This is a genomic window from Streptomyces profundus, from assembly GCF_020740535.1.
GTDB classification, from domain to species: domain Bacteria; phylum Actinomycetota; class Actinomycetes; order Streptomycetales; family Streptomycetaceae; genus Streptomyces; species Streptomyces profundus.
Genome location: NZ_CP082362.1, coordinates 668,259 through 693,063 on the forward strand (window position 1 = coordinate 668,259; position 24,805 = coordinate 693,063).

At 70.1% G+C, this 24,805-nt stretch carries 25 protein-coding genes and 1 pseudogene; 8 read left to right on the forward strand and 18 right to left on the reverse strand.

What is annotated here, in order from left to right:
• The 5 genes from K4G22_RS02950 to K4G22_RS31585 form a co-directional block, all read right to left on the reverse strand.
• Positions 1–1,128 carry a Rossmann-fold NAD(P)-binding domain-containing protein gene (locus K4G22_RS02950; protein ID WP_228078084.1) on the reverse strand — a complete coding sequence of 376 codons (1,128 nt, stop codon included), beginning with the start codon at positions 1,126–1,128 and terminating at the stop codon, positions 1–3.
• A 160-nt stretch (positions 1,129–1,288) separates the two neighbouring features.
• On the reverse strand, positions 1,289–2,137 hold the full coding sequence (locus K4G22_RS02955) for a helix-turn-helix domain-containing protein (RefSeq protein ID WP_228078085.1): 849 nt from the start codon (positions 2,135–2,137) through the stop codon (positions 1,289–1,291).
• Positions 2,138–2,150: 13 nt separating this feature from the next.
• Positions 2,151–2,609: a DUF6879 family protein gene (locus tag K4G22_RS02960; RefSeq protein WP_228078086.1), complete on the reverse strand. Its 459-nt coding sequence runs from the start codon at positions 2,607–2,609 to the stop codon at positions 2,151–2,153.
• Positions 2,610–2,649: 40 nt separating this feature from the next.
• Complete coding sequence (locus K4G22_RS02965) at positions 2,650–2,925, reverse strand: hypothetical protein (RefSeq protein WP_228078087.1); 276 nt, start codon at positions 2,923–2,925, stop codon at positions 2,650–2,652.
• Positions 2,926–3,148: 223 nt separating this feature from the next.
• The gene (locus K4G22_RS31585) at positions 3,149–3,271 is read right to left on the reverse strand and encodes a hypothetical protein (protein WP_265590207.1); all 123 of its coding nucleotides are present in this window, start codon (positions 3,269–3,271) and stop codon (positions 3,149–3,151) included.
• A 167-nt stretch (positions 3,272–3,438) separates the two neighbouring features.
• Between K4G22_RS31585 and K4G22_RS02970 the strand changes: the two genes are divergently transcribed.
• Positions 3,439–5,748, forward strand: coding sequence for a hypothetical protein (locus K4G22_RS02970; protein WP_228078088.1), 2,310 nt, complete (start codon positions 3,439–3,441; stop codon positions 5,746–5,748).
• 69 nt (positions 5,749–5,817) lie between these two features.
• On the opposite strand, the pseudogene K4G22_RS31765 reads toward K4G22_RS02970, so the two are convergent.
• From K4G22_RS31765 to K4G22_RS03015, 8 genes and pseudogenes are all read right to left on the reverse strand, one after another.
• Positions 5,818–5,928: pseudogene (locus tag K4G22_RS31765) on the reverse strand (IS5 family transposase); the annotation flags it as partial.
• 42 nt (positions 5,929–5,970) lie between these two features.
• Positions 5,971–6,321, reverse strand: coding sequence for a hypothetical protein (locus K4G22_RS02975; RefSeq protein WP_228078089.1), 351 nt, complete (start codon positions 6,319–6,321; stop codon positions 5,971–5,973).
• Between the two features lie 148 nt (positions 6,322–6,469).
• Complete coding sequence (locus K4G22_RS02980) at positions 6,470–7,132, reverse strand: class I SAM-dependent methyltransferase (RefSeq protein ID WP_228078090.1); 663 nt, start codon at positions 7,130–7,132, stop codon at positions 6,470–6,472.
• A 72-nt stretch (positions 7,133–7,204) separates the two neighbouring features.
• On the reverse strand, positions 7,205–7,714 hold the full coding sequence (locus K4G22_RS02985; RefSeq protein ID WP_228078091.1) for a hypothetical protein: 510 nt from the start codon (positions 7,712–7,714) through the stop codon (positions 7,205–7,207).
• 76 nt (positions 7,715–7,790) lie between these two features.
• Positions 7,791–8,621 carry a helix-turn-helix domain-containing protein gene (locus tag K4G22_RS02990; RefSeq protein ID WP_228078092.1) on the reverse strand — a complete coding sequence of 277 codons (831 nt, stop codon included), beginning with the start codon at positions 8,619–8,621 and terminating at the stop codon, positions 7,791–7,793.
• A complete protein-coding gene (locus tag K4G22_RS02995) occupies positions 8,618–9,133 on the reverse strand; it encodes a DUF6879 family protein (protein WP_228078093.1) in 516 nt (171 codons plus the stop codon). The genes K4G22_RS02990 and K4G22_RS02995 overlap by 4 nt, the downstream gene beginning before the upstream one ends.
• A gap of 632 nt (positions 9,134–9,765) precedes the next feature.
• Positions 9,766–11,031, reverse strand: a complete 1,266-nt coding sequence (locus tag K4G22_RS03010) for a serine hydrolase domain-containing protein (RefSeq protein ID WP_228078095.1) — start codon at positions 11,029–11,031, stop codon at positions 9,766–9,768.
• A gap of 345 nt (positions 11,032–11,376) precedes the next feature.
• Positions 11,377–11,925, reverse strand: a complete 549-nt coding sequence (locus K4G22_RS03015; RefSeq protein ID WP_228078096.1) for a hypothetical protein — start codon at positions 11,923–11,925, stop codon at positions 11,377–11,379.
• Between the two features lie 342 nt (positions 11,926–12,267).
• Here K4G22_RS03015 and K4G22_RS03020 point away from each other — a divergent pair, with 342 nt between their 5' ends.
• Positions 12,268–13,626: an NsdA family TPR-like regulatory protein gene (locus K4G22_RS03020; RefSeq protein ID WP_228078097.1), complete on the forward strand. Its 1,359-nt coding sequence runs from the start codon at positions 12,268–12,270 to the stop codon at positions 13,624–13,626.
• Positions 13,627–13,688: 62 nt separating this feature from the next.
• Here K4G22_RS03020 and K4G22_RS03025 read toward each other — a convergent pair whose 3' ends face one another.
• The 3 genes from K4G22_RS03025 to K4G22_RS03035 form a co-directional block, all read right to left on the reverse strand.
• Positions 13,689–14,144: a hypothetical protein gene (locus K4G22_RS03025; RefSeq protein WP_228078098.1), complete on the reverse strand. Its 456-nt coding sequence runs from the start codon at positions 14,142–14,144 to the stop codon at positions 13,689–13,691.
• Positions 14,141–14,920 (reverse strand): SDR family oxidoreductase, encoded by a 780-nt coding sequence (locus K4G22_RS03030; RefSeq protein WP_228078099.1) that lies wholly within the window; start codon positions 14,918–14,920, stop codon positions 14,141–14,143. The genes K4G22_RS03025 and K4G22_RS03030 overlap by 4 nt, the downstream gene beginning before the upstream one ends.
• Before the next feature lie 80 nt (positions 14,921–15,000).
• Positions 15,001–15,840 (reverse strand): helix-turn-helix transcriptional regulator, encoded by an 840-nt coding sequence (locus tag K4G22_RS03035; protein ID WP_228078100.1) that lies wholly within the window; start codon positions 15,838–15,840, stop codon positions 15,001–15,003.
• Positions 15,841–16,056: 216 nt separating this feature from the next.
• Here K4G22_RS03035 and K4G22_RS03040 point away from each other — a divergent pair, with 216 nt between their 5' ends.
• Positions 16,057–16,929 carry an NAD-dependent epimerase/dehydratase family protein gene (locus K4G22_RS03040; protein WP_228078101.1) on the forward strand — a complete coding sequence of 291 codons (873 nt, stop codon included), beginning with the start codon at positions 16,057–16,059 and terminating at the stop codon, positions 16,927–16,929.
• Positions 16,930–16,933: 4 nt separating this feature from the next.
• Here the strand turns inward: K4G22_RS03040 and K4G22_RS03045 are convergent, their stop codons facing one another.
• Positions 16,934–17,638 (reverse strand): ArsR/SmtB family transcription factor, encoded by a 705-nt coding sequence (locus K4G22_RS03045; protein ID WP_228078102.1) that lies wholly within the window; start codon positions 17,636–17,638, stop codon positions 16,934–16,936.
• A 65-nt stretch (positions 17,639–17,703) separates the two neighbouring features.
• Between K4G22_RS03045 and K4G22_RS03050 the strand changes: the two genes are divergently transcribed.
• The 5 genes from K4G22_RS03050 to K4G22_RS03070 all read left to right on the forward strand — a co-directional run bounded on the left by K4G22_RS03050 (position 17,704) and on the right by K4G22_RS03070 (position 23,575).
• Positions 17,704–19,281 carry an isocitrate lyase/phosphoenolpyruvate mutase family protein gene (locus K4G22_RS03050; protein ID WP_228078103.1) on the forward strand — a complete coding sequence of 526 codons (1,578 nt, stop codon included), beginning with the start codon at positions 17,704–17,706 and terminating at the stop codon, positions 19,279–19,281.
• Positions 19,282–19,378: 97 nt separating this feature from the next.
• Positions 19,379–19,918 carry an NUDIX hydrolase gene (locus K4G22_RS03055; protein WP_228078104.1) on the forward strand — a complete coding sequence of 180 codons (540 nt, stop codon included), beginning with the start codon at positions 19,379–19,381 and terminating at the stop codon, positions 19,916–19,918.
• Between the two features lie 399 nt (positions 19,919–20,317).
• Complete coding sequence (locus K4G22_RS03060; RefSeq protein ID WP_228078105.1) at positions 20,318–21,583, forward strand: glucuronyl esterase domain-containing protein; 1,266 nt, start codon at positions 20,318–20,320, stop codon at positions 21,581–21,583.
• A gap of 285 nt (positions 21,584–21,868) precedes the next feature.
• Complete coding sequence (locus K4G22_RS03065; protein WP_228078106.1) at positions 21,869–22,420, forward strand: hypothetical protein; 552 nt, start codon at positions 21,869–21,871, stop codon at positions 22,418–22,420.
• A gap of 108 nt (positions 22,421–22,528) precedes the next feature.
• Positions 22,529–23,575 carry a sodium:calcium antiporter gene (locus K4G22_RS03070; protein ID WP_228078107.1) on the forward strand — a complete coding sequence of 349 codons (1,047 nt, stop codon included), beginning with the start codon at positions 22,529–22,531 and terminating at the stop codon, positions 23,573–23,575.
• A gap of 139 nt (positions 23,576–23,714) precedes the next feature.
• On the opposite strand, the gene K4G22_RS03075 is transcribed toward K4G22_RS03070, so the two are convergent.
• Complete coding sequence (locus K4G22_RS03075) at positions 23,715–24,722, reverse strand: multicopper oxidase domain-containing protein (RefSeq protein WP_228078108.1); 1,008 nt, start codon at positions 24,720–24,722, stop codon at positions 23,715–23,717.
• Positions 24,723–24,805: the final 83 nt, after the last annotated feature.

Here is a 24,805-nt window from a genome sequence, read left to right on the forward strand (position 1 = left end):
TCAGCGATTCCAATAGTTGAGCCAGTGCGCCGCGATGGTGCTCCGGTCGGCTGCGGGGACTTCGTGCATCCCCGGGGACAGTTCGGCACGCGTGAACGTCCGGGCAGCCGCGATGATCTCCGCTTGCACCAAGAAGATGAACGGTCCCACAGACGCACCGTGTAAAAAGTTGACCGCCTCACCCCCATTGAGCAAGTAGAAGTAGTGCCCGGTCGTCTCGTACCTGGTGATGTGCTCGCCCACGGCAGACCGGCTGTATCCGGCCGGCAGCCCGGACAGTTCCAGCTCGTCCTCCGAACTGGTTACCGTGGCGACGTACGCGCTGTTCCGCAACGTCGGAAAGTCCTCGCCCCGCAACGACAGGGATCCGGTCGCGCAGAGCACGAGGCCCGCCGCGCTCAATGCCTGGTCCCGGTCCCTGGCCACACCGAACCCCTGTGCCATGGCCTGGGCACGGCGCACGGGGTCCTTGTCGTACACCGTGACATGCACACCCTTGGCATGCAGCAGACGGGCGATCGAGCTGCCGAGCTTGCCGAAGCCGAGCACATACGCGGAGCGGCCGTGCAGGATGTCGCCCCGCCCACGCACAAGTGCTTCGGCGGAGAACACGACGGACTGTCCGACGAGGAAGTCCTCTGGATCCTTGAGTGGGCTCCGCGCCACGGAGATGACCGGGCACGGCAGCTTTTCGCCGCTGGCGTAGCGCTTGTGTCCGTTTTCCGTGTCCTCCACCACGCCGAGCACAGTCCCGCTGAATCGGGTGCACAGCTCGTTCAGCGTGGGGGCGAAATACCCTCCTACGTCCAGCAGGATGATTCGTTCGCCGGCCGCCCGACTCTCCAGGTAGGCAACGGCATCATCCGGATCGCTGAAGCGCTCACGGGTCAACTCATCGACTCTGTAGCTCTGTTCAACTTCGCGGCGAGCGGCAGCAACCACTGACTTCGGCTTGGGCAGCACGGCCCGAAGTTCCGAAACGGCACCGACCGCCCGCACAAACGCGGGCCGCTCGGGTAGGAGGTGGGTTACCAGCAGCGAGGACGGACGCGCGGTGGGGTCGGGCGCGAACTCGGACGCGATCTTCCGCCAGTAGGCGTCAAGCCGGGCGTGCTCGGAGGGTTCCAACGGACTCGCCTTCCCTGCGGTGGACGCGCCTCCGGTAAGGCCGTTGCGGCTGGACCGGGGCGAACAGGTCAACAGCGGTCATTACGTGGGTGTCTTCTCAGACCACGCTAGGAAGAACGGAACCCAGACTCACAGGGCATTGCACAGCATTGCACGGCCGTCACCCGATCCAGTGGCAAGCTTGGCTGATGAGTTGACGAGCCTTTCTTCCGTAGACAGCCAGCTCCGCAAGCTGGGCGAACGTTTCTGTGTACATGGCCATTTCACTGGGGCGCCTGACCGTCAGGTACCCGGACACCAACTCGACGTTCACCTGTGCGGAATCGAAGATCCAGAAACCCTCAACCGGCATTCGGGACCTTTCCACGCCCATGGGGACCACGCCAAGGCTGACGTTCGGCAGCGAACCGACGGAGAGGAGATGCCCGAGCTGCCCTTTGAGTACATCGGAACCGCCCAAGCCATTGCGTAGAACCGACTCCTCCATGAGGAAGGCGAACTGTCTGCCCGCCTCGAACAGCACTCGCTGCCGCTCCATACGGGCGGCCACGGCGGCGGTCACGTCATCCACGGCTACCCGGCGTCGCTGCACCGCACGCAGCACGGCCTCGGTGTACCCGTAGGTCTGGATCAGTCCGGGGACCAACCAGGAGGAGTACGAGCGGAAACGGTGAGTGCGCTCGAACAGCGGCAGCTGAGCTTGCTGCGCCTGCTTGAGTCCCGCTCGTTCCATGCGCCGCCAGTCCACCCACATGCCCTCGGCCGATCGCAGGGATACGATCAGGTCCTCCGTCTGGTCCTCGGCCCCACACGCCCGACACCATGCGCGAATGTCCTCAGCGGACGGAGGCGTTCGAGCGTTCTTGATCCGGGACGACTTCGACTGACTCCAGCCACAGCGCTCGGCGAGCTCGGCACCGGTCAGACCTGCATCTCGGCAGAGATCCGCAAGGCGAGACGCCAAAGCCCGCCGCGCTCCCTGTGCGCTTGAGTGAGGAGAATCCGTCATGGGTGGCGCGCGGTCAGCGGGGCTGGTACTCCTCGTGCGGGATGGCACGTCCCCAGACGGCCTCGAAGGCGTCGGCGCACAGTTTCACCCGTGCGGGGTCGTCTGTGTACTCCCGGCCGTCCACGTCCAGCTGCCCTTCTCCGGTGAAGTGATGGAACAGGGCCTGAACTTCGTCGAACACCCAGAAGTCCGCACCGGGCAACGCGAGGTCCGTGGTCTGCCGCCTCGGCAACCAGCGAACGAACTCCCCGGCGACGATGTTCGTGAAGGTGCCGTCGTACTCGTACCGCACATAGTCGCTGATCGGCTCCGAGACGATCCGGGCCCGTCGCACGATCACGCCACGTGCGACGGCTTCGTGGACCACGTCATGCCACCCGCCCCACCAGGCCGACCGGTCGGTGGGGTCAAGCCGCTTGCCGCGCTGCCAGGCGATGAACTCGGGGTCGTCCAGCATGTACGAGTCACGCAACTCAAGGTGGATGGCTGACCGTTGAGCCTGCGCAAGCGCGTCACGCGCCGGGGGTCGCACCTGTCGTGTCTCCGTTTTCCTCGTTCGGGCGTGGAATGTACGTCAGCATCACGGCGGGAAGTCGAATGATGGCCTCGCGCTCCGGCACGTCAGTGGAGTGGCCGGGAATCGAGCCAACCTCCTGGCACTCCTTCACTTCGTCATCCGTGGCCTTGTACGACTGGATCAGAAGGTCGCCCGTCTCCTCGTGCAGCCAGATCGTCGGCGACTCGTCGGTGGGCGTGTTCGGAATGATACCGAGGAACTTCAGGGTCATCATCACTCCCGCTGCCGGGTGGTCCCCCTTGCCGCACCCCGAGAGTCAGCCTCCGACGTATTCGGCGTCAAGAGGGCCGTACGCGCCAAGAGACGGTATCCAGGCGGGCCAATGCCTGGGGCCCCCCGCCCCCAGCCACAGCACACAACACGGGCCCCGCGACGCCTTGGGTCAGCCGCGTCCGGGGGCGCCCGATATCGGCGCCCCCGGACGGGGGCGGGAACTACGGGGTGAGCTGGGCCAGCAGCCAGGTGACGAAGCCCCGGGCAGTGCCGGAGACGAGACCGCCCAGGGCGGCGCGGACCAGGGACAGACGCTCGCGGCGTGTCAGGCGTTTGCGGGACATAGGGATCTCCATGGGTCGCGATCAGCGCGGGTGGACAGCCGGCCGGCTCGCTCTCCACACTCGCCCCCGCACCACGACCGACTCCCAGTTGCGACAAGCGCTTCGCCCATGGCGGCTTATGTGCCGTTCAGACGGTGCCCGGCGCCTGGACGAATGATGATGGTGCGATGAGTCGCGACACGGGAGGCGGCCCGGCGAGGCCGCGGCAGCTGAAGCGGGCGCAGGTCGGATGGCCCCGCCCGTTACGGGAGCTGAAGGATCTGCTGTATGAGGCGTACCTGGCGGCGCGAGCGCCGAGTCTGGACGAGATCGCCGCGGACATCGCCCATGTCGATGCCGAAGACCTCGCGGTGAAGGGGACACCAAGCAGGGACACCATCCGCCGCTGCATCAGTTCACCGGACCGGCCGCCCAGCCAGGCCAACGCGGTCTCCGTCGCCATCGTGCTCGCCCGCCGTGCCGCCTGGGACGAGGAAGATCTGGCCACGCGGGTACGCGATCTGTGGACCGAGGCCGGGATGCACACCCCTGTGGGCCGGTCGATCGCCGAGTACGACGACCGGCTCGTCCTGGACGACCTGGAGGTGCACCCCGCCCTCGCCGTCGGCACCGCCGAAGACGGGCTCGGCGCGCTCCCCGCCTATGTCCGGCGGGAGTTCGACGAGCGGCTCGACGCGATGGTCGCCACGGCAGCGGACGGGCGGAGCGGCATCGCGATCCTGGTTGGCGGCTCCTCCACGGGCAAGACCCGGGCCTGCTGGGAAGCGGTCAGGAGCCTGCCGGACGGGTGGCGGCTGTGGCATCCGGTCGAGCCCGACCGCGCGCCGGCCCTGATCGAGCAGCTGAGCCAGGTGGGACCACGGACCGTGGTATGGCTCAACGAGGCCCAGCACTACCTCCTCAACCGGGAGCACGGCGCGCACGTCGCCGCCGGCCTCCGCGAGGTGCTGAACGATCCCGGGCGTGCCCCGGTGCTGGTGTTGGGCTCCATCTGGCACCGGCACTGGGACGAGCTCACCGCTGTCCCCAGCAGCGGTCCGGACCGGTACGCGCAAGCCCGACAGCTGGTCAAGGCGAAGGACCTTCCAGTACCCGGGGCGTTCACCGCCGAGGAGCTGAAGGCCGTAGGGATCGCCGGCAACGGCGATCCCCGTCTGGCCGAGGCCCTCGCACGCGCGGAGCAGGGGCAGATCACCCAGTATCTAGCCGGTGGCCCCGCCCTGTTGGAGCGCTACCGCACCGCTCCGGATGCCGCGCGGACGCTGATAGAGGCAGCCATGGACGCCCGCCGGCTGGGCCACGGCGAGGAGCTGCCACTCGCCCTGCTGGAAGCCGCCGGGCCCGGCTATCTGACCGACCTACAGTGGGATGCCCTGCCCGACAACTGGCAGCGGGGAGCCTGGGACCACGTCACCGACAGCAAGGCATGCCGGGGGGCGCGGAGCCCGCTGTACCGCCGCAGGCCACGCGGCGGTAGCTCCGCGTACGAGCAGCCCCGTTACCATCTGGCCCACTACCTCGAACAACACGGCCGCGAAACGCGCCGCACCTCCCCCGTTCCCGCCACCCTGTGGGACGCCTTCATCGACTTCGCCGCCCGCGAGGACCTCACCACACTGGCCGCCGCCGCCCAGGACCGGGGCTTGATGCGCGAAGCCGCCCTCTGTTACGTCGCAGCCGTCCGGGCAGGTCACCGGAGAGCGGCATGGTCGCTGGCCGCGATGCTGGAAGGCGGTAACCGGATCCCCGAGGCTCTCCGCTGGTACCGGTGGTGCGCTGAGTCAGGAACGGACGAGGAGGCCCACGCCCGGGTGGCCTGGCTGGCCGACCGGTCCGGCATCGAAGTGGCGGAGAGCGTCCGCTGGCTGCGCGGGCGCGTGGAAACCAACGCGGGAACGGGCGCCCAGGCCGCCCTGGAGGCACTCGCCTATCTGCTGGAGGACCGGCGCGATGAGTTGAACGCGGTGTTGAGCCGCCATTACGGGGTGGATGACGCGACCGAGCTGCGCGAACTCGGCGACCGGCTCGCATACGCCGGCGACGATCCGTACCCGGTCGACTACTGGGACGATGACGAGCTTCACATCGGCAGCAGGATGAGCGGCCCGAACCCGTTCATCCTCTGGGTGGGTGATCCTCTGGTCCACGAGGGCCGGATCGAGGAGGCCATCCGCCACTATCAGTGGTTCTCCGACGAGAGCGCCTACGCGATGCGCCAGGCCGTCAAGCTCCTGGAACAGGCGGGTCGGCAGGAGGAGGCGATGGTCTGGCTCCGGCAAGAGCTGACGTCCGGAAACCGAAGAGCCCGCTGGATCACGGCCGAGCTGCTGGCCCGGACGGGGCACGGCCCAGAGGCAGAACGACTTCGCAGATACGGCGTGGAGCCAGACGGGTCGATCGCCCAACCATGGGCAGCGACACCGCCGGAGCAGGTGTCGTTGACGAACGTGGCCCTGACCGCGAGTGATGACGACTGACCGCGCCGACCCGCGCGTTCAGCCGTTGGGGCACCCGTCTTGGCCAGCTCCCGGGCCGCCCGCACCCGGTCAGGCCCGGTGCGGGGGCAGGGTCTCGTCGTCGCGGGGCGGGCGGCGGTGGAGCATGAACCAGCCATAGGTCCGTTCGACGGCGCACCGCTTCGGGATGGGAGTGAAACCCACCGAGGGGGAGGCCCGTTCCACATGCCGCGCGGCGCGGCCCTACGGGGTCGTGGTGTAGACGGTGCAGGTCTCGCACCCCTTGTGCTCGGCCCGCACGATGTTCCCGGCCGAGTTCTCGATGCGGGTCGTGCCGTTGGCGTGCTGCCAGGAACTCCAGTTGCCCGCCTTGTACTTGACCCGCACCCAGGCGTGGCCGTCGCAGCTGCCGTCCGTGCGCTTGGTGGTCTGCGCGAGAGTGCCGCTGCTCTTCGCGTCGTAGGTGGTTCCGCAAGGACGCTGCCACGTACGGGACCCCCGCGCCTCGACGTCGGCGCTGGCCACGCCGGCGGCGGTCACGAGCAGCACTCCGGTCGCTACCGCGACCGACAGCCTGTTGATGGTCCTTCGCATGCCGATCTTCCCTTTCCCTGGTGATGTTCCCGACGACCCGACGGCAGCGAAATATGCTAAACAAGCACAAATAGCCGGAGGGGCGCGGACGCCACCATACCGTCACGGGATCACCACACCGCGTCACCGCTCCGGGAGCGGGCGGCACTCATCGATGCTCGGCGCGGCCGATCAGGGTCCCGATGTGACCGGGCTCGGGGGCCTCCAGGACGCCGACGTGGGCGCCGGACAGCCCCGCGTCCGACAGGAACCTCTCCCACCTGTCGGGCGTATAGCTGTAGCGGTAGGTGAACATGGCCGGCCCGGCGAATCCTCCCTTGTACATTCCCTGCGGCCCATAGGCACCGGGAATGGCCGGAGGTTGGGAGAACACAAACACCCCGCCGGGGTTCAACCGCTCGGCCACCAACGGGAAAAGCCGCGCGGGGTCGACGAACCACGCCGCTCCGAAGACGGAGTAGATCGCGTCGTAGGTGGCGGCGTCGGTCGCCAGGTGTTCGACGACCTCCCCGCAGACGAACTCGACACCGAGCGGCCCCCACCTCTCGGTGGTCTGCTGAACCATGGCCGGTGACAGATCGACACCCCTTGCCTTGACGCCTCGCTGAGCGAGATAGGCAAGCGCACGGCCGGTGCCACATCCGATCTCAAGAACGCTGTTCGCGCCTGCGAGCAACTCGACTCCCGGCCCATGGTCGCTGTACTGCGTCCATCGGAATACGGCGTCCGCTCCGTTGACCGTCTCTCGGGTGCTCTCCGCGTAGGCGTCCCAGAGTTCGCGCTCGTGGTCGTAGTTGTGCTCTGCGGGCACGGCGTCTCCTCTCACATGCGGCGCGCACCCCCGCCCGAATATGCTGGAAGAGGGCACGCGCTCCGGCGGGTGCTAGTGACTGTCGGGAACCTTGTTGTCGCACGGGGAACAGTCGGCACCATCCATGGCCCACAACTCCGTGTCGGGATCGAACCCCTGCTCCCGAAGAACATCGGCCGTCCGGATGACCAGCCCATCGTTCCGCCGCTCGATCAGCGGGGCATGATGCTTGTACTTCCCTCGGTTGTAGACCTCACAGAACGCGAAGTAAACGGGGGTGTCGAGGATCAGCGTATGCACGCCGATATCAACGATCTTGCCCACACCGATGTGGATTTCGGGGCGCTCCATGGCGGTGACCGTATACGCGATGGCGTTCGCCATGATCCGCTCGGCCATGTCCCGGAGCATGATGTTGTCACGCATCATGAGCTGGATCTCCCGCTCCCAGAGCGAGATTCCCGATCCGGGACTCTCCAGCACGTTGTACGTGCACTCCTTGATATGCGGCCGTACCGCGTCGAGGAGTAACCGGGGGTCACGGCGAGCTGTGCTCACCTGGTTCTCAACCATGATCGTCATTGATCTTGCCTCCCTTTCTGATTCTCTCCTGTGGCACCTGAGTGGTACCCACAGTAGAAATCCAGAGACGGGTGTCCTAGTCAGTTTCCTGTTGTCGCAAAAACTCGTCTCTTATCCTGGCCAGCGCTGCCCGCATCTCATCGCCTTGAAGTGCGACAACACCGAACTGTTCAAACTTCCGCACATACACAGCCACATCTCTTGGATCGGTGACGACGACCTTGGCATGCACCGTCTCGATAGAGACCGTCCTGTCGTCTCGGATAACGAACGCATGACTGGCAATGTCGTTCTGTCGTGCCGCAGTTGGGACAAGCCGAACATCGACGGCGGGCAGCCGGGACAGAGAAATAATCCGGTCTATCTGCTCAGCCATCCGACTGTTCGACACGATGCGCCACCGCAGAACATGTTCGGTGATAATAAAGCTCAAGACCTTGGACTCGTCATACAGAACCCCCTGCCGCTCCAGACGGGCCTGCATGGTTCGCCTGAGAATCTCGGGGGTCATCCCGTGTCGCCCCAAGATGACCCTGATGTACTCGGGGGTCTGCAAGAGACCGGGAACAAGCGCGGACTGAAAGACCTTCATCAAGACCATTTGGGCCTCAACGGCCTTCAGTTGCTCCTGCACCTTATGCATTCCCATGCGACGGAGTTCACGCCAGGCCACTGTCTCCGTTGTCTGCTCTCTCGCAATTTTCAGGTACTCGGCTTTAACTTCGTCCGACACGCCAAGAGCTATCAGGATTTGGTCAACGTCGGTGATGGAAGGCGTGACCCTGCCCGTTTCAATCTTGCTAAGCTTACTCACAGACATAGCAGAACTCCGGGCGACGACTTTCGCCTCCTTCCCGGAAGCCTGCCGCAGTGCCCGGAGCGCTGCCCCCAACTCTCCTCTGTTCATTCCTGGTACTTTTCCCACCATTCGCCAAATGGCACCGCATGACGCATGGCGATATCTCGGTATTCGATGAACTCGGGCGCTCTCTCCAGTGGCAGAACCTCCGAGTTGATGTACGTACCGTCGTCCTCGTAATGCATGCGCTGGACGGTTTCTTCATCGAACATCCAGAAATCACCTACCCCTTCAAGGGGGTTGGGCTGCTCCGTGGTGTCGAGGATGAAGAACTCCTCCCCCGCCGCCAAGTTCCGGCGATATCCCCAGCCGAGCTCGTACCGGAGATAGTCGGTCAGCGGCCGACGGAGGATGTGAACGCGGTACATCCGCTTTCCACCTTGGACAGCGTTTCGGATCGTCGAGACCCAACCCGAGTTCTTGAAGTCCTCCGGCTGTGGCGCCCCGTCCAGAAACGCCCGAAGGTGGCCCTCCAGACGGGATACCCCGTAGTAGTCGAGAGTCTCCAGCCGGAATGCCTCCGCCCCAAACTCCTCGAACAGGTTTCTAGATGAAGCCATTGGCAACGGCCTTCCTCAGAAGGGAGATCGGGATCTCCACGACGCCCTCGCCATCGGGGAGCCTGATCCCGTGGTGAGCCAGCAGGTCCCCCTGAACAGCCAGGGTCCCCCGATCGGTCGAGTAAAGCGTGGGGCACTCGCCATCGTCACACTCACCAACTAAGCGGGTCAGCTTCACGCCTGCCTACCTTCCTGCCGCTGCTTGAGGTTTCTTCCTCCTACAAATTTCCCACAGAAGCGGTCACGGACAACAGCGAATCTTTTTCCAACACGGGAAACCGGACGGTCTGGCGCCGGGGCGCGCGCACCGTTCTGCCGGCGGACCGACCGGCGGTGTCCGCAAGGCATCCCGTTCGTGCTGTACACCGGGATCTTCTGGCAGCGGCTGCCGTTGGAACGGGGCTTCGGCTCCGGTCAGACCCGCTGGCGCAGCTGGGGCCCTCGGCCCTGAGCGCTGGGGCGGGCGGACGCTGGCGACGTCGACGCGACGGCGTGTGTCCCGGGGCTGGGCCGGGCAGTCGGCCGAGCGTGGGGCGGCCAGGGAGCCGGGCTGGTGCGGCGGCGAGTTCGGCTTCGCCGCTTCGCCGTCCAGCGAACTCCGCTCGGCTGCCGCCCCCACGGGTGGCTGTGCGTCACGGGGACGAGGCGGTGTCCCCGGTGTCGGGGATGGGCTCGCCGAGCATGTCGCAGATCGCGGCGTCGATCAGAGCCGAGTTGGCGGCGGCGGCCTCGGCTTCCTGGATGCCGAAGTTGGTGATGGTCAGGACCGCGACGCCGCCTTGTCCCGTGTCGTCGGCGTAGATCTCACTCGAGTAGCCGGGCAGGCCGCCGGTGTGGCCCCAGACGGTGCCGCAGGAGGAGGTCTTGCGCATCAGGCCGAGGCCGTATTCGCCGTCGTCGCCGGGAATGGGAATGGTGGTGCGCATCTGCTCCAACTGGGCCTCGGGCAGGAGCTCACCGGACATCAGCGCTGTCAGGAACCGTGTCCAGTCCTCGGCGGTGGAGACCATGCCGCCCGCCGCCCAGGCCCAGCTCGGGTCGATGTCGGTGGTGTTCACGTTCTCGTGCGGGCGCTCGGGCCCGACGAACCCTATGCCCTCCGGCAGTTCCACATCCGGGGCGAGGATGTCCCTGAGACGCTCGGCGTCCGGCTCGTAGCCGGACGCGTGCGGCTTCTCCGGGTCCCAGTCAGCGCTGGTGGCCAGGAAGGAGTCGTTCATGTCGAGCGGGCCGGTGATCCGCTCCTCGATCAGCTCGGCCAGGCTCTGCCCGGTGGCCCGCTCGACGATGAGGCCGAGGGCCGTGTAGTTGGCGTTGCTGTAGTAGTGGCTCTCGCCGGGAGCGGTGGGAGGGTCCAGCGGCTGGGTGATCGCGAGCAGTTCTTCGGGCTGCCATCCGCGCTGCTCCTGCCCGGTCAGGGAGAGCAGGAAGTCCGGGGTCAGCAGGTAGTCGTCCAGGCCGCTGGTGTGGTTGAGCAGCATCTCGATCGTGATGTCCTGGCCGCCGGGCACCAGCCCCGGGAGCCAATCCTCCACCGAGTCGTCCAGATCGAGCTTGTGCTCGGCGGCCAGTTGGAGGATGAGCGTTGCGGTGACCGTCTTGGTGTTGGACCCGACCCTGAACTGATCGGTCGCGGCCAGACCGTGATCGTCCTTGGTCCACTCGGTCTGACGTGCGAGCTCCACCGTCTGGCCGTCGCCCTGGTCGACCCGGACTAACACCCCCAAGGAGCCGGTGTCCGCCGCGGTCTGCGCAAGCTCGGCCAGCCGTTCGCCCCGCGCGGGAGTGCTCGCGCCCGCCTCCGAGCAGGCGACGAGGACCCCACTCAGGCTGGTCGCCAACGTCAGCGCCAAGGCGGTCCGCACGGTCCTGCGACTCGGCGTCATGGGGAAGGACATGGTGGTACTCCTTCGGGAACTGGTCTTCTGGGCCGCCTGGTTGGTGACTGTGTCCATCCTTGGCCAGCCGCGTTCGCGACGAAAACCGTCCAGATACCCGAACGGTCAGGGGGTTAGCCCTACCAGGCTCCGGAGGAAGGCCGAACCGGCGTCGCCTCTCCGCTGGGCGTGGCGGCTGGCCACGCGAAGGGCCGCGCGGCCGGCCGTCCCAGGCCGTTCGCCGCCGCCGAGGGGAAGCTCCTTGTGGGCCGGTTCGACGTCCCCCGGGGCGAGGCGCCGCCGTTCCATCCGCACACGCGCGAGGACGAGGTGCTCCTGCTCCTCAAGGGCACCGGTCCGGGCAGCTCAGCCGCTCTGGTAGAAGAACTCGGCGTTGTCGCCGTCCGGCGAGAGGAACAGATAGCCGACGCCCCGGTCGCCGAAGTTGACGTCGAACGGCAGTTGGATGGAGTCGAACTGGGCGACCAGCCGCCAGCCGTCGCCCGGCAGGGCGTCGCCCTGCAACCAGACCGGGACCACATCGGGGCCGCCCAGCTGGTTCATCCGTATGCTGCCGCGGGCGTTCTTCCGGCGCTCGTCGAGCAGCTCCGCCAGCCGCTCCTCCCTCTCCTCCTCGTCCTCGCCCGCCACCGGCTCCAGCCCCCGCTCGACCTCGGCGAAGTCCACCTCCTCGTCCACCCGCAGCAGATGGACGCGGTCCAGCACGGTCGGCCCGGTGGCCGTGGCCCGGATCTCGAAGGAGTCGGTGACCCGCCCGGCCGGCTGGACGACGGTGGCGTGTTCGCCGGAGAACCCGATGGCGAACAGATACACCATCCGGCCCACGCCACCATCCGCCGCCGGCACCCGGAACTGGCCTATGAACGGAGCGAGTTCGCCCTCGTAGGGATCCACCGGCCACTGCGGCTCCCCCGCCAGCCAATGCGGCTGCCCACCCAGCCTCGTGCCATCCGTGACGGCTGCCTCGGCGGCACCCGCCGGCTGGTATGACGTGAACCGGTACCGCATGGACATCCCCCGAAGTCGATCAACTCACACTGCTACCGAACAAGCTACCGCCCGTCACTGACAACCGGAGGCCGGGACGCCACGGCGGACGACCATGGGAAACCGGGTCGCGGCGGGAAGGGGGAGGCTCACGGAGGGGGCCCAAAACTCACGGGAGGGCCCACGGGTCCGGCGCTTCTCCTACGCTTGGTGAGGACTCGGTGACACCCCATCAGGAGGTGCGGTCCAGTGACCCGATCACCCAACACGTCATTGGCCACCCTCGTCACCGCGTCCGGCGCCAGCCACAAAGCCATAGCGCACCGCGTCAACCAACTCGCCGCCACCGCCGGCCGTTCGACCTCCTACACCCACACCAGCGTGATGAACTGGCTCGACGGCATGCTCCCGAGACAGCCGGTACCCGCACTGCTGGCACAGGCGTTGGGGGAACGGATCGGCCGCGCGGTGGACGTCGCCGAGATCGGCATGGCCACCACCGGCCGGGGCGACGCCTGCGGGCTGGAGTTTCCCCGTGACCCCGCCGACGCCGCACAGCGGGCGGCCGACTTCTGGAGCACCATGCACCGCCGTTCTCTTGTCAGGCGGACGTTCGCCATCAGCGCCTTCAGCCTGCCCGTCACCCGCTGGCTGATCCATCCGGCCGCCGCCGCCCCGGCCAGCGGTGGTGGCCAACGCGTCGGGCAGCGGGAACTCACCGAGCTGTGGGAGCACGCCGAGCAGGCCCGACAGTGGGACGCCCGCTACGGCGGGGGCAACTGGCGCACCAGCCAGGTCGTCGACTGCCTCACCACCCGGGCCGCGCCGCTGCTCACCGGGACGGCCACGCAGCAGATCAGCGACGGACTGCACTCCGCCGCGGCCGAACTGTCCCGGCTCGCGGGCTGGGCGGCGTTCGACGCCGGCGACCACGCGCTCGCCCAGCGGCACTTCATCCAGGCCCTGAGCCTGGCACGCGCCGGCGGCAACGCCGAACTCGGCGCGTATGTCACGGCCACCATGGCGCTCCAGACCATGCGCCGGGGCTATCCGAACGAGGCCATCGACATGGCCCAGGGCGCCTGTGAACGCGCCGGCCGGGACGCCACGCCCCGTGTGCGGGCGTTCGCCAAGCTGATCGAGGCCCGTGCCCAGGCCAGGGCTGGGGACGAACGAGCGGCGGCTCGGGCCCTGTCCGGCTGCGAGCGGCTGCTGGACACCGCGCGCGAGACCGACTCCCCCACCTATATCGCGTTCTTCGGCCCCGCCCGGATGGCGAGCGACGCGGTCGAGATCTACCGGGACCTGGGGAAACCACACATCGCCGCCGGCTGGGACGCCCAGTGCGCCATGCCCGCCGGCCACACCAGGGCCGTCGGGCTGCGGCTGTCCGTCACCGCGACGGCGCATCTCCAGGACCGGGACCTCGACCAGGGCCTGGCCGTCGGCCGCCGCGCCGTGGACATCCTCGCCGGTGTCGCGTCCGCCCGAGCCCGCGAATACGTCGAGGACATCCACACCGCTCTCACCCCCTGGGCGCGAGAACCCCGTGTGCGCGCCTGGCAGGACCACGCCCGCCGTCAGCTGAACGGCGCCCCGGAAGGCTGAGACGCCGCACCGAACCAGCCGCGCGGCCCCACCGCTCCGACGGTTTCCCGGGCCAACCCCGTTCAGGCAAGGCCCTGTTGAGGCTGGTCGGCGGGGCGGCGGTCTGGCGCGGGCGTGCGGAAGGTGAGCGCGAGGAGGACGATCGGCAGCAGCCCGCCGATCGCCAGCGCGCTCAGGAGGAGACCGGCCCCCTCGGTGGAGGTCTCCGCCACGATGTGGTGCCAGTAGCGCACGTGGATGAGGAAGTGCGCGATGCCCCAGACGGCGTACGAGCCCAGGGCCGCGCGGACCGAGGCCGGGGTCATGGTGATGGCCGCACCGCCGAGCGGGATGGCGACGGCGAGGTTCATCGCCCCGTAGTCGAGCAGCAGGTGCGGGTTGTAGGCCATGCCCATGTTGACCCAGGACCAGGAGAAGAACGACTCGGGGAAGAGGAGGATGTATCCGCCCAGGACCGCTGACACGACGGTGAGGAAGATCAGGCCGCCACGGACCAGCAGGGCGCGGGTGCCGGTCATCTCGCGTCACCGCCAAGCCGCTCGGTGAGGAAGTCCTCGAAGGTGATCGAGCCGGTTGGGTTCTCCGGCACCAGGTTCGCGCCGGTGGCGAAGGCGCGGGCCATCCGGCCCGGCAGGCGGAGGGAGAACACGCGCCGGGAACGGCCGTGGAGCCGGTTGTGGAGCCGCGCGAGGTCGTCCATGGCGTGCACGCGTGGACCTCCGATGTCGGCCACCCGCCCGGCCGGCGCGTCCTGGGCGAGGCGCACCAGGTGGTCGGCGACCTCGCCGGTGTCGATCGGCTGGAAGCCGCACCTCGCCAGGGCGAGGGTCAGCGGCAGCCGCCGTTGGGCGTCGAAGAAGCCGGCGACCAGGGTGTGGAACTGGGTGGCTCGCTGAACCGTCCACGGCAGCCCGGAGTCCGCGATCAGCCGCTCGACCGTCAACTTGGCCCGGTAGTAGCGGATCGGGATGGTGTCGACGCCCACGATCGAGACAAAGACCAGATGGGGGTCGAGACCCCCGCCTCGTGCGGCGGCGACCAGGTTCCGGGCGGCGCGGATGTCGCCCTGGCCGCTGGAGGTGGCGCAGTGGATGACGGTCCTGGCCCCCTCGACGGCCGCCGGCAGCCCGGCGCCGGTCTTCAGGTCGCCGACGATCGTCCGGTGCCCCTGCCGCGTCCCCTGGGCGGGCGCCCGGCGGCTGAGGACGTGGACGGTGTGCCCGTCGGCCGTCAGCCGGCGGACCACGTCTCGGCCGAGGTTCCCCGTGCCGCCGGTCACCAGAATGGGTTCCATGACTCTCCGTCTCTCTGTGGGTGGCCACCCGCGCGGGCGCCCACGCGTCGGCGCGAAGGTTGTCGAACGGCTAAAAACGGCTAACGGGGATCGGTGGTGAGTCGGTCGAGGGCGGTGGCGCTGGCGGTGCCCGGTTCGGCGCTGTAGACGGCCAGGCGCAGGTCGGTGCCGGGGACCAGCAGGGTGTGGCAGTCCAGTTGGAGCTCGCCCGCCTCGGGGTGGTGGAGTCGCTTGCGCAGCGTCGGCACCGGGCGTACCTCGTGGTCGCGCCAGCCGGCCGCGAAGTCCTCGCTGTGCGCCGCGAACTCGTTGACCAGGCCGCTGAGGGTGCTGTCGAACGGGTGGCGGGCGCTGGCCACCCGCAGGTGGGCGGCGGACGCGCGGGCGAACGCGCCCTCCTCGCCGGGCGGCGCCGTGCAGAGCGTGCCGTTGAGCCGGATGGCCAGCCGTATGACGTTGCGTTCCTCGGGAGGCAGCAGGCGCAGGTCCGCGATCAGGGCCACGGCTGCGGCGTTCCAGGCGAGGATGTCCTGTCGTTCGTTGGTCAGATAGGCGGGTGAGGCGCCGAGCCCGGCCAGCAGCCGTCGGGCGCCGTGGGGCACCCGCGTCTGCTGGGGGGCGGTGGGGGGCGGGGCCTGGCCGGCCAGCCTGGCCAGGTGTTCCCGCTCCGCCGCGTCGAGTTGGAGCGCGCTGCCGAGGGCGGCGAGCACCTGGGGGGAGGGGTGCGGTGCCCTGGCCTGTTCCAGCCGCTCGTAGTAGCTGGTCGACATGCCGGCGAGGGCGGCCACCTCTTCGCGACGCAGGCCCGGGGTCCGGCGGGCGCGGCGGCCCGGGGGGTGGATCGCCGGTCCCGCGCTCCGCTCCGGGCTGAGTGCCTCCCGTCGGCGGCGCAGGAAGTCGGCCAGTTCGGTTCTGCTCACCACGCTCATGGTGGCATGGCCCCCGGTGGCCCAGCCACGGAGTGGTGGTCCGGGGCTTGCCCGTCCCTTCTCCGGTGCGGTGCGCGCCCGCAGGGTGGGGTGGTCGTCCCACCACCGGAGGAGATCCGCCGTGCCAGGCACATCAGAAGAGACCTTTCGCCGGCTGCCGAAGCCGCCACCCGCCGAGAACCTCCCCGGGAGAAGGGGGACTTCTCGATGACGGGTGTACTGATCACGGGCGGGACCGGGAAGACCGGGTCGGTGTTGGCCGCGTCGCTGCGCGGCGCCGGGGTGCCGGTCCGGGTGGCCAGCCGCACCCCGTGCGGTGCGGATCGGGACGCCGTCCGGTTCGACTGGACGGAACCGGCCACGTTTCCGCCGGCGTTGCGGGGGATGGACCGGGTGTATCTGGTGCCGCCGGTGAACACGGTTGATCCGCTGCCGTCGGTCGGCCGGTTCCTGGCGGAGGCCGAACGGGTCGGGGTGCGTCGGGTGGTGCTCCTCGGGTCCGCCATCGTCTTCCCCGACGCGCCGGGGCTGCTCGAACTCGCCGCCCGGGTGCGGGCCAGGCCGGGGTGGGTGGTGCTGCGCGCGTCGGGGTTCATGCAGAACTTTCTGCGGCCCCATCCGTTGGCCGAACGGATCAGGCGGCACGGGGAGATCCGCACCGCCGCCGGCTCCGGACGGGTGGGCTGGATCGACACCCGTGACATCGCCGGCGCGGCCCACGCCCTGCTGGCCGCCGCGGACGTGGCGCGCGACGGCCCCAGCGACTATCTGCTCTCCGGGCCCAAGGCGCTGAGCTACCAGGACACGGCGACGGCCATCACCGCCAGGACCGGCCGGACCGTCCGAGTGGTGCACGCCACGGCCGGGGAGCTGACGGCGCACTACCGGTCGGCGGGCCTGCCGGCGGACTTCGCCGCCTCCCTCGCCGGCGTCGAGGAGGGCGTCAGGAGCGGGAGGGACGACTGGGTCAGCACCGCCGTGCTGGACCTGACGGGCCGGCCACCGCGTTCGTTCGCGGCGTTTGTCGACGAGTACGCGGCCGAGTGGACAGCGCTGGGCCCTTCGGATCCCGGCGCCTGAGATCTCAACCGCCGCCCGGGTCTGGCGGGTCGTCCTGGAAGGTCAGGCCCAGCAGCTCCTGGAACGCCTCGCCGCCCTTCCTGGTGACCCGGACGGCGCGACCGGTACCGACGCGGCGGATCCAGCGCCGGTCCAGGGCCGTGGCGCACAGGGCCGCGCCCAGGGCACCGGCGAGGTGGGGGCGGCGCTCGGTCCGGTCCAGGCAACCGCGCACCAGCGGACGGCCGTTGGCCGGGGGCCGCTGGTGGTCGAGGCTGTCGGCGAGCCAGCCGCGGCCGGCGGGGGTGACGGCGAGCCCGGCGTCGTCGGCGACCAGGCCCCGGGCGATCATCGCGTCGGCCAGGGCCACGCCGAGGCGCCCCGCCAGGTGGTCATAGCAGGTGCGGGCCCTGGCCTCGGCGCCGAGCCGGGACGACTGGCGCAGATCGCGCGGGCGGGCCACGTCCGGGGCGTAGGAGGCGAGGGTCTCGACCAGGGCGGCGGCCTCGGGGCCAGCCAGCCGGACGTAGCGGTGTCGGCCCTGGCGTTCCTCGGTCAACAGCCCCCCGTCGACGAGGCGGGAGAGCTGCTCGCTGGCGGTGGAGGGGCGGACCCCGGCGTGCCGGGCGAGTTCACCCGCCGTCCAGGCGCGGCCGTCGAGCAGCGCCTGGCAGAACGCGGCCCTGGTGCGGTCGGCCAGCAGACCGGCGGTCTCGGCGAGCGGGGACATGCGGCCATGATGCCGCAGCGACGGTTCGGGCCGCGCCGAACGGTTCCGGGCCTAGCCTCGGGGCCATGACGCGGACGGTGCACGAGTTCGACCAGGCCGGAGACGTGCGGGCGGCGCTTGCCGATCCGGCGCTCGTCCCGGAGTTGCCGGCGTTGCCGGCCGGGGGCGACGCGGCGGAGGGGGCGAGCGTCGCCTGGCTGCGGGCGGCGGTGGCCCGGTTCAGCTCCGGGGAGCCGCATCGCCGGCGGCGGGCGCTGGTGGAGGCCGAACTCGCCCGGCTGGAGCCGGCGTCGCTCTGGCGGGCGGCGACCCCCGGGCCCTTGCCTGAGGCCAGGGCCCGGGTGGTGCGCACCCTCGCCGAGGCCCTGGGAATGCCGGAGCCGGGGGCGGTGGCGGAGGCGGTGCTCGTGGTGGCCGGCGCCTACTTCGGGGGTGGGGACGCGGCGGCGGACCTGGCGGTGGCCGAGCTGGTGGCGCGGCTGGCGCCGGGGCCGAGGGACGGCGCCGCGCTGGAGGCCGTCGCCAACCGGATCGGGCTGCTCGTCCAGGCGTGCGAGGCGACGGCGGCGCTGGTCGAGGCCGCGTCCGAGGGGGACGAGGCGCCGCTGGCGCGGGTGTTGCGGGAGTCGCCGCCGGTGCGGGGGATGCGGCGCGTCGCCGTCCGGGCCACCGAGATCGCGGGCCGGGAGATCGCCGAGGGCGACGGGGTGCTGCTCGATCCCGTGTCGGCGAACCGCGCGCATCCCGTGCCCCTCGCCTTCGGCGCCCCGCCGCGCGTCTGCCCGGGCCGGGCCCACGCCCTCGCCCTGGCCGAGGGGTTGCGCGGGCGCCCGCTGACCCCGTTCGCCCGTCTGCACCATCGGTCCACCCCGCTGCTGCTGCCCAACGCCTGGGACCACGCCTCGGCCGCCGCGCTGGCGGCGCGCGGCTTCGCCGCCGTCGGCACCACCAGCCTGGGCGTCGCCGCCGCCGAGGGGCTGCCGGACGGGACGGCGGCCACCGCCGAGGCGACCCTGGCGCTGGCGCGCCGACTCGGGCGCGGCGGCTTCCTGTTCACCGTCGACGCCGAGGGCGGCTTCAGCGACGACCCGGCGGAGGTGGCCGCGTGGGCCCGGGAACTGCACGCGGCGGGCGCGGCGGGGATCAACCTGGAGGACGGCCGCCCCGACGGCACGCTCGCCCCGGTGGAGCTGCACGCGGCGAAGATCGCCGCCGTCAAGGCCGCGGTGCCCGCGCTGTTTGTGAACGCGCGCACCGACACCCACTGGCTGGGCCGTCGCCGGGAGGAGACCTCGGCGCGCCTGGCGACCTATGAACAGGCGGGCGCCGACGGGGTGTTCGTGCCGGGGCTGGCAGAACCGGACGGGATCGCCGCGCTGACGGCCGCCCTGGTCACCCCGTTGAACATCCTCTACACGCCGACCGGCCCCTCCCTCGCCCGGCTCACCGCGCTGGGCGTCCGCCGCGTCAGCCTCGGCTCGCTCCTCTACCGCCAGGCCCTGGCCGCCGCGCTCACCACGGCGACGGCCGTCCGCGACGGACTGCCGACGGACCTGACGGCGCCCTCCTACGCCGAGGTGCAGCGGCTGGCCTCGTCGCCCACGCGCCCCGACGGGCCGGCGGGAGGGGAGCAGCGCCCGTGACGAGCGGCGCTCGTCCCACGCCAACCGCCCGTCGGCCGCCGCCACTTGGGCGGCGTCGGGCGACGGGCCCGCCGGGGACTCCTGGTTAGATGACGGCATGACAGATCAGACACCGCCCCCCGCGGACGAGGTCCTGGACATCGTGGACGAGCAGGACCGCGTGGTCGGCCAGGAGCGGCGCGGAGAGGTGTACGCGCGCGGGCTGCGCCACCGCTGCACGTTCGTGTTGGCGCGGAACGCGGCGGGAGAGTTCTTCGTGCACCGCCGCACCGCGCAGAAGCTGGTCTTCCCCTCGCTGTACGACATGTTCGTCGGCGGGGTGGTGGGCGCGGGCGAGTCGTACGACGAGGCGGCGCTGCGCGAGGCGGAGGAGGAGCTCGGCGTGTCGGGACTGCCGGCTCCCACACCGCTGTTCAAGTTCCTCTATGAGACCCCGGAACACACCTGGTGGTCGTCGGTCTACGAGATTCGGTGCGCGTCGCCGGTCAACCCGCAGGCGTCCGAGGTCGCGTGGCACGCGTTCCTCACCCAGGAGGAGTTGGACCGGCGGCTCACCGAGTGGAGCTGGGTGCCCGACGGCATGGAGGCGTACCGCCGGCTTCTGGCGTGGCGGCGCGGGGAGACCACCGGGTCCTGAACGCAGGGGCTCCAAGCTTTTCAGATAACTTTTCAGATAACTCGGCCGGCCTTTCCGGAAGATGTCCGGAAGTTCCGAGGGTCGGAGGGGCCGAGCGGGGGCCCACGCGGGTAACTTCCCCACCTTTCAGCCGATACGTCCCACCGGGGCTCTCGACTGAGAGAGGGGAGAACGGCCAACCTGAGGGAGCCATGTCCCGCGTGTTGTCACCCCCGGGGCCCCTCCCTAACCTTGGGAGCGCTCCCAACCCCAGCTCCTCCTCTGCTTCGCCATCCCCGTTCCGCGCCCCGCGAGCCGCCTGGCCGGAATCGGGTGCCCCCCATCATCCGGCGCGCGCCGGCGACCGCCCGCTGGGGCGTCGTCCGGCAGGGACGGCGCGCCCTTCTCCGGAGGTTCCCCATGCGCTTCCACCGACCGCGCCCCCGGGTGTGGGCCGCAGCGGCCTGTGTCGCCGTCGCGAGTCTGGCCGTCACCACCCTCAACCCGGCGGCGGTCGCCGCCGACGCCGGGCCCACCGCCCGGATCGCGCCGGCCGACGAGAACGACGGCGCCCACTGCGCGGTGCCCTCCCCCGGGCCCGCGACGCCCGAGCAGTTGCTCCCCGACCCCTTCACCCGGCTGGACGGGACCCGGATCACCGAGGCCGCCGACTGGGAGTGCCGGCGCGCGGAGATCAGGGAGTTGGCGGAGTCGACCGTCTACGGCGAGAAGCCCGACCCGCCCCAGAGCGTCACGGGAACGGTCTCGACCAACGGCATCACGGTGAACGTGACGGACCAGGGCCGCAGCGCCAGCTTCTCGGCGAGCGTCGAGCTGCCGAGCGGCACCGGGGCCGGACCCGTCCCCGCGGTCGTGGTCCTCGGCGGCTTCGGCGCCGACACCGCCACCATCAGGGCGGCGGGCGCGGCCGTCATCAACTTCGACCCCTACGCGGTCGGGCGCGAGGGCACCCCGCGCAACAACAAGCAGGGCGCGTTCTACGACATCTACGGCTCCGGGAGCCAGACCGGGCTGCTGATGGCGTGGTCCTGGGGCGTGAGCCGGATCATCGACGTGATCGAACAGGCGGACGGCAGCGTGCTGAGCACGGACGCCACGGGAGTCACCGGCTGTTCGCGCTTCGGCAAGGGCGCCTTCGTGGCCGGCGCGTTCGACCAGCGCATCGATCTGACCATGCCGATCGAGTCGGGCACCGCGGGGGCGCCGATCCTGCGCGGGATACCGGGCGAGAACGGTGCCCAGCCGCTGGACAGCGCCTATGGCGAACAGCCGTGGTTCGGCGACGCGTTCGGCTCGTTCACCGGTGATCCGAGCAGGCTGCCGGTGGACACCCACGAGATCGTGTCCATGGTCGCGCCCCGTGGGTTGTTCCTGATGGAGAACCCGCATGTGGACTGGCTCGGCGCCAGGTCGGGGAGCGTGGCGGCGCTGGGCGGCGCCGAGGTCTACCGGGCGCTCGGCGTCGCGGAGAACATCAGCTACTCGTCCGATGTCCAGGACGGCACGCACTGCGCGGCCAGGTCCGAGTGGCAGGGCCCGCTTCGGGCGAGCATCGAGACGTTCCTGCTGGGCACGGGCCAGGCGCCCGGGGTGTTCGCCATCGCGCCGGGCAAGGCGGGGAACCTGGACCAGTGGCGGAACTGGCAGACGCCGGTGCTGAACTGACGCCGCCGAGGCCGCGTCCGTGACCGTCCCGTCCCGGCGTCCCACCACACCGCCGGGACGGGACTCCCCCTTCGAAGGGGCCCGCTCCGATCCACGTCCGATGGCCTGTCCTGAAGGTGCGGCGAGAAGGTGGTCCCCCCCTCTGGCGAACGCGCGTAGATCTCGGGCACCATGCTCAGGCGTCGGCACCGTGCGCGGTGTCGGCGTCCCCCGCATGGCCCATCCGATCACGCGTCACCCGCCCCGACCTCGGGGCGGTCCCCCACAGCAGGAGGGTTTCCCACCATGCGTCTTCGTTCCACGCTTTCCGTACTCGCCATCGCCGGCGCCTCGTTCCTCGCCGTTCCCGGCGTGAGCGCGGCGGCGGAAGCCGAGGCGCCGGCCGCCGCGTCGGCACCGGTGGCCGGCCAGGAGGTCGCGCCGCTGGTCACCAAGATCACGCACGCGCAGGCGACCGCGCGCTTCTCCTCGTCCGGCATCACCTGGTCGTCCTCCGGCGGCTGTTCCGACCGCGACGTTCCGACGTGCACCTCGTTCGAACAGCTCAACCTTGAGTCCGCCCAGGGCGCGCAGACCCTGAAGTCGGCCAGTGGCTGCGCGCTGAACGTGACCGGTGGCACCGAGACCGGGCACGCCGGTGGCACCTACAGCCACTGGAACGGCTACAAGCTGGACTTCGGGCTCAACAGCTGCCTCAACTCGTACATCACCGGCGCCTTCACCTACATAGGTGAGCGGGGCGACGGCGCGGCGCTCTACGAGTCGGCGTCCGGCAACGTCTACGCCCGCGAGGGCAACCACTGGGACGTCACCTACTACAACTGCGGCGGCTGCTGAGCCGTCGCCTCGACGGGTCCGGCCGGCGGTGCGCGCCGCCGGCCGGGCCCCGGGACGCGGTTTTTCCTATCGCACGCCTCCCACGTGTGGCGGGGTCGGCGGGTCAGGATGCGCTCTGTGCCTGACTTCGTGACCGGCCAGTGGCCGCTGGGCTGGAGCGTCGCCCTCTTTCTCGCCGCCGGCCTTCTCACCGTGCTGGGCAGCGTCCGGCTGGCGACGCTCGGCGATGTGCTGGCGGACCGGACCGGTTGGGGGGAGGCGCTCTTCGGTGCGGTCTTCTTCGGCCTGGTCACCTCGCTCTCCGGCATCGTGATGACGGCCGTCAGCGCGGCCGACAACCATCCGGATCTGGCGTACTCGAACGCGGTGGGCGGTATCGCGGCGCAGACCCTCGCGGTGGCGGCGGCGGACGCGGTCTACCGGCGGGTGAATCTGGAGCACGCGGCGGCCTCGTTGCCGAACCTGCTCTTCGGCTGCCTGCTGATCGGCCTGTTGGGGCTGGCGCTGATGGGCGCGTTCAGTCCCGAGGTGACGGTGCTCGGGGTGCATCCGGTGTCGCCGGTGATGGTGGCGTTCTACTGGGGTGGGCTGCGGCTGATCAGCGACCGGTCCCGGCCGATGTGGGTGGCGGTGCGCACCAGCGACACGGTGCCCGATCTGCCGCACGCCGAGGGGGCCACGCGGACGCGGCCGACCCGTTTGCTGTGGGCGGAGTTCCTTGGCATCGCCGCCCTGGTGATGGCGGGTGGCTTCGTGATCGCGCGGGCGGCGGAGACCTTCGTCGCGGTGACCGGGCTGCGCGCCGGCTTTGTCGGCGCGGTGCTGATGGGGGTGGTGAACGCGCTGCCGGAGACGGTGACGGCGATCGCCGCGGTGCGCAGGGGCGCCGTCACACTGGCGATCGCGGCGGTGATCGGCGGCAACTGCCTGGACGCGCTCAATCTGGTGGTGGGCGATGTGGCCTACCGTGGCGGTTCGCTCTTCCACGCGGCGGACGCGGACCAGCTGTTTCTGACGGCCGCCGCGCTGGTGATGACGACGGTGCTGTTGGGCGGTCTGCTGGTGCGTCAGGAACGCGGATGGCTGCGGCTGGGGTTCGACGGGGTGCTGTTGATCGGGATCTACGCGGCCACGGTGGCGGTGCTCGCCTTCTGAGGCCGGGATCGCCGGGATCGCCGGGGTCGGGGGGAGGGCGTCTTCTGACCCGGCCGCCCTGGCACGGTCCTGCCGGGTCAGAAGACGTTTTCCGGCCGCGCACGCGTCGCCCGTTCCGGGTCGACGCGCGGGACCCGGTCTAGTGGTGCGCCGCTCCGGCCGGGTTGCCGGCGGAGCCGGTGCCGTGGTGGCCCGGGTCGCCCGGGGCTTCTCCGTCGGCGTCGGTGACGATCAGCATGCCGCCCATGCCCATGTCGGAGTGGCTCTGCACATGGCAGTGGTACATCCAGTGGCCCGGGCCCACGCCCTCGCCGGCGATCACCTGGAAGCCGAAGGAGTCGGCGGGGCCGCAGATCTTGTTGTCGATGATCCGGCTGGGGTCGTTCTCGCTCTCCAGCAGCCCGGTGCGGTTGTCCGCCCAGCGATGACCGTGCAGGTGGAAGGTGTGGTAGAACTCGCCGTGCGTGATCATGATGATCTCGACGCGTTCGCCCAGCGCGGCCTCGAAGTCGGGCCCCACGGGCAGGTTGTTGACGGTCATGTCGTTGAAGACGATGGTGAACTGCTTGTCCGGCAGGACGTCGTCGGCGCGGCGGACCACCAGGCCGCCGTAGAGGCCCATCTGGAGACCGGCGGTGCCGTGTTCGGTGCCGACGATGTGGTCGTGGTAGTGCCAGTAGCCGGCGCTGCCGGGGATCAGGGTGCCGTCGTCGCGGACCCCGGGGGCGTGGGTGGTCCAGGTGTAGACGCGGCTCTCGCCGGGTGCGACGGTGCTGTTGGAGTGCGCGGTGCCGTCGTTCTCGATGGTGTAGTCCACGCCGTGGACATGGAGGCTGACCTCGACGTCCATGGTGTTGACGAGCTCGATCTCGTAGGTGTCGCCCTCGGTCATCTCCAACAGCGGGCCGGGGATGGTGGCTTCGCCGGGTGCCAGGCCGTAGCCGGCCTGGCCGTCGGAGATCTCCTCGGCGTAGAGCGTGATGGTGTGCACTTCGCTGGTGGTGGGCTGGCCCGGGTTCGCGGTGGGCTGGCCTGCCGCGCGGCCTGAGGTCAGCCCCACGGCTCCGGCGGCGATACCAGCCGGGGCCAATGCTGCGACTGCCGCGCCACTGGTGAACTTGCGCCGGGAGAAGCCTGGTCGCTTCATAGTGCCGAGCCTTCCTCACTCGTCGTGCAACGACTCCGATGGCGCCTCATGGTATGAGCACGACAATAGTTTGCCCACCCTCA

Bases quoted from the DNA above. Each gene is read 5' to 3' on its own strand.
- K4G22_RS02955 (WP_228078085.1), bottom strand. From the start codon at position 2,137: ATGACGGATTCTCCTCACTCAAGCGCACAGGGAGCGCGGCGGGCTTTG.
- K4G22_RS02965 (WP_228078087.1), bottom strand. From the start codon at position 2,925: ATGACCCTGAAGTTCCTCGGTATCATTCCGAACACGCCCACCGACGAG.
- K4G22_RS31585 (WP_265590207.1), bottom strand. From the start codon at position 3,271: ATGTCCCGCAAACGCCTGACACGCCGCGAGCGTCTGTCCCTGGTCCGC.
- K4G22_RS02970 (WP_228078088.1), top strand. From the start codon at position 3,439: ATGAGTCGCGACACGGGAGGCGGCCCGGCGAGGCCGCGGCAGCTGAAG.
- K4G22_RS02975 (WP_228078089.1), bottom strand. From the start codon at position 6,321: ATGCGAAGGACCATCAACAGGCTGTCGGTCGCGGTAGCGACCGGAGTG.
- K4G22_RS02985 (WP_228078091.1), bottom strand. From the start codon at position 7,714: ATGACGATCATGGTTGAGAACCAGGTGAGCACAGCTCGCCGTGACCCC.
- K4G22_RS02990 (WP_228078092.1), bottom strand. From the start codon at position 8,621: ATGAACAGAGGAGAGTTGGGGGCAGCGCTCCGGGCACTGCGGCAGGCT.
- K4G22_RS02995 (WP_228078093.1), bottom strand. From the start codon at position 9,133: ATGGCTTCATCTAGAAACCTGTTCGAGGAGTTTGGGGCGGAGGCATTC.
- K4G22_RS03010 (WP_228078095.1), bottom strand. From the start codon at position 11,031: ATGTCCTTCCCCATGACGCCGAGTCGCAGGACCGTGCGGACCGCCTTG.
- K4G22_RS03025 (WP_228078098.1), bottom strand. From the start codon at position 14,144: ATGACCGGCACCCGCGCCCTGCTGGTCCGTGGCGGCCTGATCTTCCTC.
- K4G22_RS03030 (WP_228078099.1), bottom strand. From the start codon at position 14,920: ATGGAACCCATTCTGGTGACCGGCGGCACGGGGAACCTCGGCCGAGAC.
- K4G22_RS03040 (WP_228078101.1), top strand. From the start codon at position 16,057: ATGACGGGTGTACTGATCACGGGCGGGACCGGGAAGACCGGGTCGGTG.
- K4G22_RS03045 (WP_228078102.1), bottom strand. From the start codon at position 17,638: ATGTCCCCGCTCGCCGAGACCGCCGGTCTGCTGGCCGACCGCACCAGG.
- K4G22_RS03050 (WP_228078103.1), top strand. From the start codon at position 17,704: ATGACGCGGACGGTGCACGAGTTCGACCAGGCCGGAGACGTGCGGGCG.
- K4G22_RS03055 (WP_228078104.1), top strand. From the start codon at position 19,379: ATGACAGATCAGACACCGCCCCCCGCGGACGAGGTCCTGGACATCGTG.
- K4G22_RS03060 (WP_228078105.1), top strand. From the start codon at position 20,318: ATGCGCTTCCACCGACCGCGCCCCCGGGTGTGGGCCGCAGCGGCCTGT.
- K4G22_RS03065 (WP_228078106.1), top strand. From the start codon at position 21,869: ATGCGTCTTCGTTCCACGCTTTCCGTACTCGCCATCGCCGGCGCCTCG.
- K4G22_RS03070 (WP_228078107.1), top strand. From the start codon at position 22,529: ATGCGCTCTGTGCCTGACTTCGTGACCGGCCAGTGGCCGCTGGGCTGG.
- K4G22_RS03075 (WP_228078108.1), bottom strand. From the start codon at position 24,722: ATGAAGCGACCAGGCTTCTCCCGGCGCAAGTTCACCAGTGGCGCGGCA.